We start from the raw sequence: 9,192 nt of genomic DNA, 5'->3' as shown, positions 1-9,192 counted from the left end.
CAATAATATATTAATTAAATATAAACAAAATATCACTAAAAGATGAACAAAAACCCCTGCAATACACTGATATACATCATAACATTTTACTTTGGCACGTGATTTGAAAACTGTAATATTGCAATTGAAAAATTGATAAAAAAAAGTCAAATAATTAAAAATAATACAAAATGGTAACTTATATCGGTATCGCAACATGTTTAGTAGTGTTCACATCATATTTTATGACAGTAAGAAGAGAAAGAAACTAATTCTAAAATTAAGTAGCCTATAAAGCATCTATACTAATTATATTGTTTTATGTTTTTAGTCTGAATTCAGACGTCGCTCTTTTACTCATTGGGGTAAAAGGGCCCAAAAACATAACAAAAAGATCTTAGTTTCATAACAAATTTAATATCCAAAAGAAAAGCCGGGCATTTGTCTGGCTTTTCTTTGTTTCACTCCGGTTTACAAACAATAACCGGACTGGGTTAAACCACTGGCCCAGCTGTTTATTCTCTTTCAGGATGAACATTGCATTTAATAAAGGTTTATCTTTGTACCTCCTAAGATTAACCTTTGAATTGCCATTATGAATCTGTACAATCTTATTATTCAGGACAAAGAACAAGTAAACTTTAATGATGTTTTCCTCAATGAAGCCAGTAAAAAAATACTTATACAGCTTATTAAAGAACATACTTACGTCAAAGAATTACAGGAATACGGACTTCCGGTAAACAACAAAATTTTACTTCAGGGAAGTTCAGGATGCGGAAAAACAATGACAGCAAAAGCAATAGCCACTGCTTTAGGTAAAAGTATCATTATTTTAAACCTTAGTAACATTGTCTCGTCACGGATCGGGGAAACTTCCCAGAATATTAAAATGATTTTTGATAAGGCAGCCAGGGAAAGGTCAGTCTTATTTCTTGATGAGCTGGACCAGATCGGAAAAGCAAGAGGTAGTGATGATAAAGATGTAGGTGAAATGAGAAGACTGGTCAACACACTGATCCAGCTGATTGATTACTACCCCGATAATGCCCTGTTGCTATGTGCAACCAATCATCCTGAAATTATTGATTCCGCTTTATTGAGACGTTTCCAGCTAAAGGTCCATTATGAAATGCCATCTGCTGAGTTTCTGGATACGTACTATGATCAGTTACTTAAACAGTTTCCTGAAGAATTGCAAAATATTGAAAGAAAATATTCTGTTTCTTTTGCAGAAGCTAGGGACCATGCTCTTACAGCTGTAAAAGCCACTTTAATTAAAACACTGGAAGCTAAAGAAACCATCGGGTCATGAAAGATGATATCCTCCATAATCTTGCTGTCATTAATGAACGGATAAGGAAAGCCTGTGAAAAATCCGGAAGAAATACAGACGAAGTCAGGTTATTACTGGCCACTAAAACGGTTTCTGCAGACCGTATCAAAATCGCTTTGGAAAACGGATACCCCTTAATCGCAGAAAACAAAGTACAGGAGCTGAAGGAGAAATATGAAGACTTAAAAGACATTCTCCATGAAAACCATTTTATCGGGCATCTTCAGACCAATAAGGTCAAGGATATTCTGAAGTATGATGTTACCTGCGTACAATCGCTTGACCGCCTTGACCTGGCAGAAAAATTACACCAAAGGCTATCTGCTGAAAATAAATCCATTGATGTTTTAATTCAGGTAAATACCTCCGGTGAAGAAAGTAAATTTGGTATAGCCCCCAATGAAGCAATAGAACTTACCAAAAACGTTTCCCGTTTTCCTACACTCAGAATAAAAGGGCTGATGACAATCGGACTGTTCAGTGCCGAAACTGATAAAGTAAGAGAATGCTTTAAAATCCTGAAAAATCTTCAGCAGGACATCATCCGTGAAAATATTCCTAACGTACAAATGAAGGAGCTTTCTATGGGTATGAGCGGAGACCTGGAAACAGCCATTGAAGAAGGAGCTACTATTGTACGGGTAGGAACTGCTGTATTTGGCCCAAGAATTTATCCGGATTCTTATTATTGGGATGAAGGTAAAGCCGGTAAAATCTAAGAATTTTCATCCCTGTTTATAAACTGTTAAAACAACAATTAAAAAGTCTACAAATTCGGTATACTTTTTGATCATAACAAACTACCAAATAAATACTTATGATCAAAAAATTACTATCGGGCTGTCTGTTAATGACAGTATTATTCTTTTATTCATGTGAAAAAGAAAACACACAGATGAAAAGTGGAATCTCAATTGAAACCATTTCAATTATTACCGTTCTTACGATGGGAGTAGCCATACTGGTTGCTTACAGCTATAAGAGAAGATAAAAAAAGAAATATAACAACAAAGGACCTCTCAAAATTTTGAGAGGTTTTTTATTTACTTTTTATTATGCGTAGCCGGGATGATTTTTGTTTTTGAAAAAATATTTCTTTTTTTTGAAAAAATAAATTCTTACTGATGAGTTTACATTAAAATCCAATATATTTCATCATTCTTTTTACGACTAATAATTCCATGAAAAAAATATACTTATCAGCAATTGCATCTTTACTTATTCTTAGCTGTACTCAAAAACAGGAGTCTAAAAAAGAAGAGACAATTCAAATTCAACACACAGCTAAAGAAACTGTAAAACCTAAAGCCCCTGTTCCATTTGAATATCTTGGGGATTACCCGGCAATCAAAGATTCCTCAAAGTTTATTCAAAATCTTCGACAGGCTTTTAATCTTAATATTCATGAAAGTCCGTCTCAGCAGGAAAGTGAAAAAATAACAGCATTCAAGAGGGTAAAAATTAATGGCTCAGATCAGGAGTATTATTTTATTGAGTATGATTGGAAAACGGGGCCTAATTCTGGATATCCCTGGAAAAACCAACTCTTACTAACAAAAGAAGGGAAACTTGTTAAAATATTATCAGCAGAACGGTATGAATTTATTTCAGTTTTCCCGAAAGAAAATCCTTTTTTACTGGCAACCATTGTAACTGGGCATGGAAATGGCGGGCACGAACTTTATAAAGTAACAGCAGATTCTTTGGAAAATGTATATGAAGGATATTATGACTTTAATCTAAAGACTTATGATGCTTATGAAGATAATAAAGTGTATGAACCTTATGAGTTAACATTAAAGATAAAAGATTATAACAATGACGGATTTAATGATATTGCTTTCAAAGGAAAATCCGTATTGATCCGTGGGCGGACTCCGGATGGTGAGTGGTATGATTTTACAACAATAAATGGTAAAGAAGTCTATTATTCTGCTGACCATCCTTTTCAAAAAACCCCTGTGGAATATATTTTTTTGTATGATAAAAAATCAGACCACTTTAAGGCAAAAGAAGATTATGCAGAAAAATATAACATATTTGAATAGAAAATTGAGATAGCATCGCTTTGCCCGCAATGACAATTGCTGCACAAAATACTCAATAAAAAAATCCCTCTCATTACTGAAAGGGATTTTTTTATCGTTTAAAAACTGAGATTACATATAAGCTTCAATCGGCTCACAAGTACATACCAGGTTTCTGTCTCCGTATGCTTCATCTACTCTTGATACAGAAGCGAAGAATTTGTGGTCTCTTACCCACTCTAACGGATAAGCCGCCTTTTCTCTGCTATATGGTTTATCCCATGAATCAGAGATCACCAGTTGTTCTGTATGAGGAGCATTTTTCAATACGTTGTTTACTGCATCTGCTTCTCCGTTGGCAATTTCATCAATTTCTTTTTTGATAGAAATTAATGCTTCAGCAAAACGGTCAATTTCAGCCTTGCTTTCAGATTCTGTAGGTTCAATCATTAACGTTCCTGCAACAGGGAAGGAAACAGTAGGAGCATGGAATCCGTAATCCATTAATCTCTTCGCCACATCGGCTACTTCAATTCCTAAAGATTTGAACTGACGGAAATCTACGATACATTCGTGAGCTACTCTTCCGTTCTCATTAGAATATAAGATCGGGAAATGCTCTGACAATACTGCTTTAAGATAGTTAGCATTTAAAATAGCGTGTCCTGTAGCCTTTTTAAGGCCTTCTGTACCCAGCATTTTGATGTAAGCATAAGAAATGTTCAGGATCAGTCCTGAGCCATAAGGTGCTGCAGAAATACCGTCGATTGCTTCTTTGGAACCGATTCTGATATTCGCATTGGAAGGAAGGAAAGGAACCAGGTGTTTAGCAACACAGATAGGGCCTACTCCAGGACCTCCACCTCCGTGAGGAATTGCGAAAGTTTTGTGAAGGTTAAGGTGGCAAACGTCAGCTCCGATATTTCCAGGACTTGTAAATCCTACCTGAGCGTTCATGTTAGCACCATCCATGTATACCTGTCCTCCGTGCTCGTGGATAAGATTTGTAATTTCTTTAATGTTGGCATCAAAGAATCCGTAAGTAGAAGGATAAGTGATCATTACAGCTGATAAATTAGCTGAATGAAGTTCTGTTTTAGCTTTAAGATCTTCAAAGTCGATTTCTCCGTTTTCCAGATTTTTCACAACTACGATCTTCATTCCTGCCATCGCCGCAGAAGCTGGGTTTGTTCCGTGTGCAGACTGAGGGATCAATACTACATTTCTGTGGTGATCTCCTCTTGAGATATGATATTGTCTGATTACCATTAATCCTGCATATTCTCCCTGAGCTCCGGAATTTGGCTGAAGAGACGTTCCTGCAAAGCCTGTAATTGCTGCCAGGTCTTTCTCTAATTCACGAATCATTTCCTGATAACCTTCAGCCTGATTAACCGGTACAAATGGGTGAATTGCTCCCCAGTTTTCCCATGAAAGCGGTAACATTTCAGTTGCTGCATTCAGTTTCATTGTACAGGATCCTAAAGAAATCATAGAATGCGTTAATGATAAGTCTTTTCTTTCAAGACGTTTGATATAACGCATTAATTCTGTTTCCGTATGATATTTGTTGAATACTTCTTCTGTAAGAATTTCATCCTTTCTCAGGTTTTCTTCAGGAATGCTGTATCCTTCTTTGATTTCCAGCTTGAAAGTCTGCTTATCTTTAAACTGAGCGAAAGAAGCCATCAGATAATTTAATTTTTCTAATGTAGTACTTTCATTGACTGCAATACTTACCACACCTTCCGTGAAATAGTTAAGGTTTAATTTGTGATCAAGCATCATTCTCATCAGCCTTCCTTTCTCATCTTCCGCCATGATGATTTTCACCGTATCAAAGATCGGCTCTTCAGCTACCTGATATCCCAATGCCTTAAGACCTCCTTTCAAAGCATTCGCTTTAAAATGGATCTGATCAGCGATATAGCTTAATCCTTTCGGACCATGATACACTGCATACATTCCTGCCATTACAGCCAGAAGGACCTGAGCAGTACAGATGTTTGAAGTTGCCTTTTCTCTCTTGATATGCTGTTCTCTGGTTTGTAAAGCCATTCTTAATGCACGTTTACCGTACATGTCCTGAGAAACACCGATGATTCTTCCCGGAATATCTCTTTTATAGTCTTCCCTGCAAGCAAAGAATGCTGCATGAGGCCCTCCGTATCCTAATGGAATACCGAATCTCTGTGTAGTACCAACCGCACAGTCAGCTCCCATTTCAGCTGGTGACTTTAATTTTACCAAAGCCATCGGATCACATGCTACTGCCACCTGAAGATCCAGTTTTTTATATTCTACAATATCTTCGGTATAATCCAGCACAATACCGTTTTTCCCCGGATATTGCAGGAGAACTCCGTAATAAGAAGCATCAAACTGGTGAGTTTTGTGGTCTCCTATTACAATTTCAATTTCTAATCCTTCGGCTTTTGTTTTTAATACAGAAACGGTCTGAGGAAGAACAAGGTCAGAAACGAAGAACTTGTTGGCTCCTCCTTTTTTCTGTTCTTTAGTTCTGTTATTGAAGAACATATGCATTGCTTCAGCAGCAGCAGTAGATTCATCCAATAAAGACGCGTTTGCCAATGCAAAACCTGTAAGGTCACATACTACCGTCTGGAAATTAAGAAGGGCTTCAAGTCTTCCCTGTGCAATTTCCGCCTGGTACGGGGTATATGCTGTATACCAGCTGGGATTTTCAAAAATATTTCTTTGAATTGCCGATGGTAAAAGTGTGTTATGATATCCAAAACCGATATAACTCGTATAATCAGTATTCTTTGATGCTAACTCTTTAGAATGGTTCAGCATTTCATATTCTGAAAGCGGTTCCGAGATCTCAAGATCTTTCTCTAAACGGATAGAAGAAGGAATGGTCTGAGAAATTAACTCTTCAATACTGGAAACGCCAAGTTTATCCAACATCGCCTGTTTATCGGCTTCATTAAGAGAAATGTGACGGCTCACAAACTGTTCTGTATTCATTTTTATTTATTAGATTTTGTTTGTAAAAAGATGGGTAAAATTACAATTTTTTACACGATTGTACAACAGCATATTCCGGACGATAATTCACTAAAATGCCTGTATGTTTTTTGTAAGTGCATTATTTTTTAATTCCGATCCGGTTCATCTGATTATAAACAACAATTACCAATATTCATTACATAATATATAATCATAAATATGATTTACCATAAAAAAAGCAGTTAAAAAACAAGGAGTCTTGATCTGATAAGGTCACAATATTCTAATGAACACCAAAACTTTCTTATGTAATAAGAAGGCGATTAGCAGCATGAAATCAGGAGAAAATCCGGACATACATATTCTTATCTGCAAACGATTTTTATTTCTCCGGGTTCTTTCCAGATGCTATTCATCAGGTTTTTAGAAAATTATACAATTTTATTAATTATATTTATTCTAAATTAATATATTTGCAACATGAATATGATAACTCCGTTTAAAGTTCCGCCATTGGCTCCTGCTTTCTCTTTTAATAATGAAGAGATGTTTTGTGAAAAAAAGTCCTGCTGTAAAAAATTCAAGAAAGGGAAAAGATGTAAAAAATGCCCCGGAAGGAAAAAAATGGCATAAACTAGCTGAAATTTTTTATCAGAAAATATACAGCACCGGCTAATATTGCCAATCCCAAAAGTAACATCACAATTTTAGGCTGACCGGACTTGTTTATCTGTGTTCGGGGTTGTGGCTTAAACATTTCTTCCACCGTGTTTTTGAACTTTTCAGAATCGTTATCAAAAACTTCTGTGATGGTAATTCCCTGAACAACAGTTTTATGTAATAAAGAATTTGTTGCATGAAGCAAAAGCTGGAACTTCCCTTCTTTAAATTCCGTTATCTTAAATATTCTTTCACCATAAGGCTTTTCCAAACCGAAAGGCAACACTTTTACAACATCAGCATTGCTTGTTTGCCAGGTGATAATGATCTCTTCTCCTTTTTTAGCATGAATTTTATTCGCAGTAAAAGTTTTGATTGCCGGTGGAATATTATATCTGAAACTTCTCTGATGACTTTCCAGATTCTGATCATAGGTACGTCTTCTTACCGGATCACTTAATGTCTCATAAGCCTCCTGAATCTCACGGAACCGGTCCGCAAAAAAATCGTCATTGTCATTTTTATCCGGATGGTATTTTAAAGATAACTTCCGATAAGCTTTTTTGACGTCTTCTTCTGAAGCATCCTGTGATATACCGAGAAAATAATAGTAATCTTTCATTGAGCAATACAAAAATAGGGATTTATTTTTTTTGTATCGGAATTTTAATTAAAACTTCCGGCGCGGGAAGCAGAGCTTCCCGCGCCGGAATTAAACAATTTCAATTTAGTATTTTACTATTATGCTTCGTAGATATTTTCTTTTCTGCAACATTTTGAGCTGAATTCTTTTTTGAATTTTCCCTTCAGTTCCTGGTATTCTTCTTCATTCATTTCCCTTATCTTATCGGCTAATCCGAAAGGGGATCTTTCTTTGATTCCATATTCATCAAAAATACCTTTGATAAATCTTTTTCTTTGTGCGGCTTTTTTAGCAATCATTGCTACCCCCACAACAGCTAATGCTCCAAGAGCGCCTTTTAATGCTGAGTTTTTCATTTTTTCAAAATTTTAAATTTTACTACTTCTTTTTTTATATAGACGAATCAATTTTAATTTTACTTTACTACTTCTAAAATTTTAAATTATTCGTTATTTCTATTGAAGAATCCACCTGAACATTTATTACGCCATACTTCTTTAAATTTTTCTCTTTCTTCAGGAGACAGCCCTTCCATTCTCTGTCTCATTTTATGCTCCTTAAAATCCTTTACCCCTTTACCAAAACCTCCAAAAAGAATTTTACTTAAGATCAGGATTCCCATGGCCTGCCAGAATGTAATGGCCTTCACACCAAGAATTTCAGGAAGCAGCCAGTTCCAAAGCAACATGACAATCCATGTAACAGCCAGAAGGATTAATGGCGGGCATAACAATAAAAAAATCCAGCCTTTTTTGTGTTTATGATTCATAATTTCTTTTTCTAACTTTTTAAATCTTCGTATAATTTTCTCAATCTGTTTCTTAAATGCTTCACAGCATAATTTTTCCTGCTGATGATGGTCTTAATGTTCTCTCCCTGTTCATCGGCAATTTCCTGGAGGGTTTTGTCGTTCAGTTCATTTTCAACATATACCAGCCTTTGCTTTTCGGGAAGCTCATCCAGTGCTTCAAACAGCTTCTTCCAGATCTCATCCTGAAACATTTTTACTTCAGGACCCGCACTTTCATCCAATAATAAAATATCTTTGATGGAAAAACTTCCGTCTTCATCTTCATAAACAAAATCTTCAAGGTTTTCTGTTTTCTTTTTACGGTAACGGTCAGTGATTTTATTAGCCGTTACCCTGTACAGCCAGCCACCGATATTCACAATCTCAGAAAGATTGGTAAGGCTACTGAACTGGTACCACACCTCCTGCAGAATATCTTCTGCATCTTCCGCGTTTTTCACTTTGGGACGAATATAAGACATCAGCTTCCCTCCGTAGTTGGAAACGGTTTGTGAGATGATGCTTTCTTTCTCCTTCTGTGGCATTGTTACTTTTTCGACAACCTCCATACTGCTATGACGATCATCTTTTGGGTTTTACTTTAATAAATTTAAAATTTTTTTATTAAAATCCGGCTTTTCTTTTATTCATCAGTTTTTTAGACCGCTTCATTTTTCTTTTAATTGGAATAATAAATGCATCTATATCCTATTTAAATACGGGTCTTAAAAATTTCCTGCCTATTAGCATTTACTAATCCATTCACTCACCGCAATAAAAAAAC

The 9,192-nt window shown here is 35.8% G+C and carries 9 protein-coding genes; 4 read left to right on the top strand and 5 right to left on the bottom strand.

What is annotated here, in order from left to right; translation table 11 throughout:
• The first annotated feature begins 574 nt into the window (after window positions 1–574).
• From DRF59_RS16720 to DRF59_RS16710, 4 genes are all read left to right on the top strand, one after another.
• Complete coding sequence (locus tag DRF59_RS16720; RefSeq protein WP_115962799.1) at window positions 575–1,294, top strand: AAA family ATPase; 720 nt, start codon at window positions 575–577, stop codon at window positions 1,292–1,294.
• On the top strand, window positions 1,291–2,034 hold the full coding sequence (locus DRF59_RS16715) for a YggS family pyridoxal phosphate-dependent enzyme (protein ID WP_115962796.1): 744 nt from the start codon (window positions 1,291–1,293) through the stop codon (window positions 2,032–2,034). The genes DRF59_RS16720 and DRF59_RS16715 overlap by 4 nt, the downstream gene beginning before the upstream one ends.
• A 98-nt stretch (window positions 2,035–2,132) precedes the next feature.
• Window positions 2,133–2,306 (top strand): hypothetical protein, encoded by a 174-nt coding sequence (locus DRF59_RS20945; RefSeq protein WP_167456691.1) that lies wholly within the window; start codon window positions 2,133–2,135, stop codon window positions 2,304–2,306.
• 190 nt (window positions 2,307–2,496) lie between these two features.
• A complete protein-coding gene (locus DRF59_RS16710) occupies window positions 2,497–3,363 on the top strand; it encodes a hypothetical protein (RefSeq protein WP_115962793.1) in 867 nt (288 codons plus the stop codon).
• 111 nt (window positions 3,364–3,474) lie between these two features.
• Here the strand turns inward: DRF59_RS16710 and gcvP are convergent, their stop codons facing one another.
• The 5 genes from gcvP to DRF59_RS16685 form a co-directional block, all read right to left on the bottom strand.
• Window positions 3,475–6,333 (bottom strand): aminomethyl-transferring glycine dehydrogenase, encoded by a 2,859-nt coding sequence (gene gcvP, locus DRF59_RS16705; RefSeq protein ID WP_115962790.1) that lies wholly within the window; start codon window positions 6,331–6,333, stop codon window positions 3,475–3,477.
• 616 nt (window positions 6,334–6,949) lie between these two features.
• Window positions 6,950–7,597 carry a J domain-containing protein gene (locus DRF59_RS16700; protein WP_115962787.1) on the bottom strand — a complete coding sequence of 216 codons (648 nt, stop codon included), beginning with the start codon at window positions 7,595–7,597 and terminating at the stop codon, window positions 6,950–6,952.
• A 119-nt stretch (window positions 7,598–7,716) separates the two neighbouring features.
• Window positions 7,717–7,974 (bottom strand): hypothetical protein, encoded by a 258-nt coding sequence (locus DRF59_RS16695; RefSeq protein ID WP_115962784.1) that lies wholly within the window; start codon window positions 7,972–7,974, stop codon window positions 7,717–7,719.
• 86 nt (window positions 7,975–8,060) lie between these two features.
• Window positions 8,061–8,387 (bottom strand): hypothetical protein, encoded by a 327-nt coding sequence (locus DRF59_RS16690; RefSeq protein ID WP_115962781.1) that lies wholly within the window; start codon window positions 8,385–8,387, stop codon window positions 8,061–8,063.
• Window positions 8,388–8,398: 11 nt separating this feature from the next.
• Window positions 8,399–8,953, bottom strand: coding sequence for an RNA polymerase sigma factor (locus DRF59_RS16685; RefSeq protein ID WP_241505613.1), 555 nt, complete (start codon window positions 8,951–8,953; stop codon window positions 8,399–8,401).
• Between the last annotated feature and the right edge of the window lie 239 nt (window positions 8,954–9,192).

The sequence above is a fragment of the Chryseobacterium flavum genome, from assembly GCF_003385595.1.
Classification (GTDB): Bacteria; Bacteroidota; Bacteroidia; order Flavobacteriales; family Weeksellaceae; genus Chryseobacterium; species Chryseobacterium flavum.
The sequence above is the reverse complement of the archived record's forward strand: the minus strand, read 5'-3'. Positions and strand labels throughout refer to the sequence as shown.

Coding starts and splice junctions, on each gene's coding strand:
- DRF59_RS16720 (WP_115962799.1), top strand. CDS start 575: ATGAATCTGTACAATCTTATTATTCAGGACAAAGAACAAGTAAACTTT.
- DRF59_RS16715 (WP_115962796.1), top strand. CDS start 1,291: ATGAAAGATGATATCCTCCATAATCTTGCTGTCATTAATGAACGGATA.
- DRF59_RS20945 (WP_167456691.1), top strand. CDS start 2,133: ATGATCAAAAAATTACTATCGGGCTGTCTGTTAATGACAGTATTATTC.
- DRF59_RS16685 (WP_241505613.1), bottom strand. CDS start 8,953: ATGCCACAGAAGGAGAAAGAAAGCATCATCTCACAAACCGTTTCCAAC.
- gcvP (WP_115962790.1), bottom strand. CDS start 6,333: ATGAATACAGAACAGTTTGTGAGCCGTCACATTTCTCTTAATGAAGCC.
- DRF59_RS16690 (WP_115962781.1), bottom strand. CDS start 8,387: ATGAATCATAAACACAAAAAAGGCTGGATTTTTTTATTGTTATGCCCG.
- DRF59_RS16710 (WP_115962793.1), top strand. CDS start 2,497: ATGAAAAAAATATACTTATCAGCAATTGCATCTTTACTTATTCTTAGC.
- DRF59_RS16695 (WP_115962784.1), bottom strand. CDS start 7,974: ATGAAAAACTCAGCATTAAAAGGCGCTCTTGGAGCATTAGCTGTTGTG.
- DRF59_RS16700 (WP_115962787.1), bottom strand. CDS start 7,597: ATGAAAGATTACTATTATTTTCTCGGTATATCACAGGATGCTTCAGAA.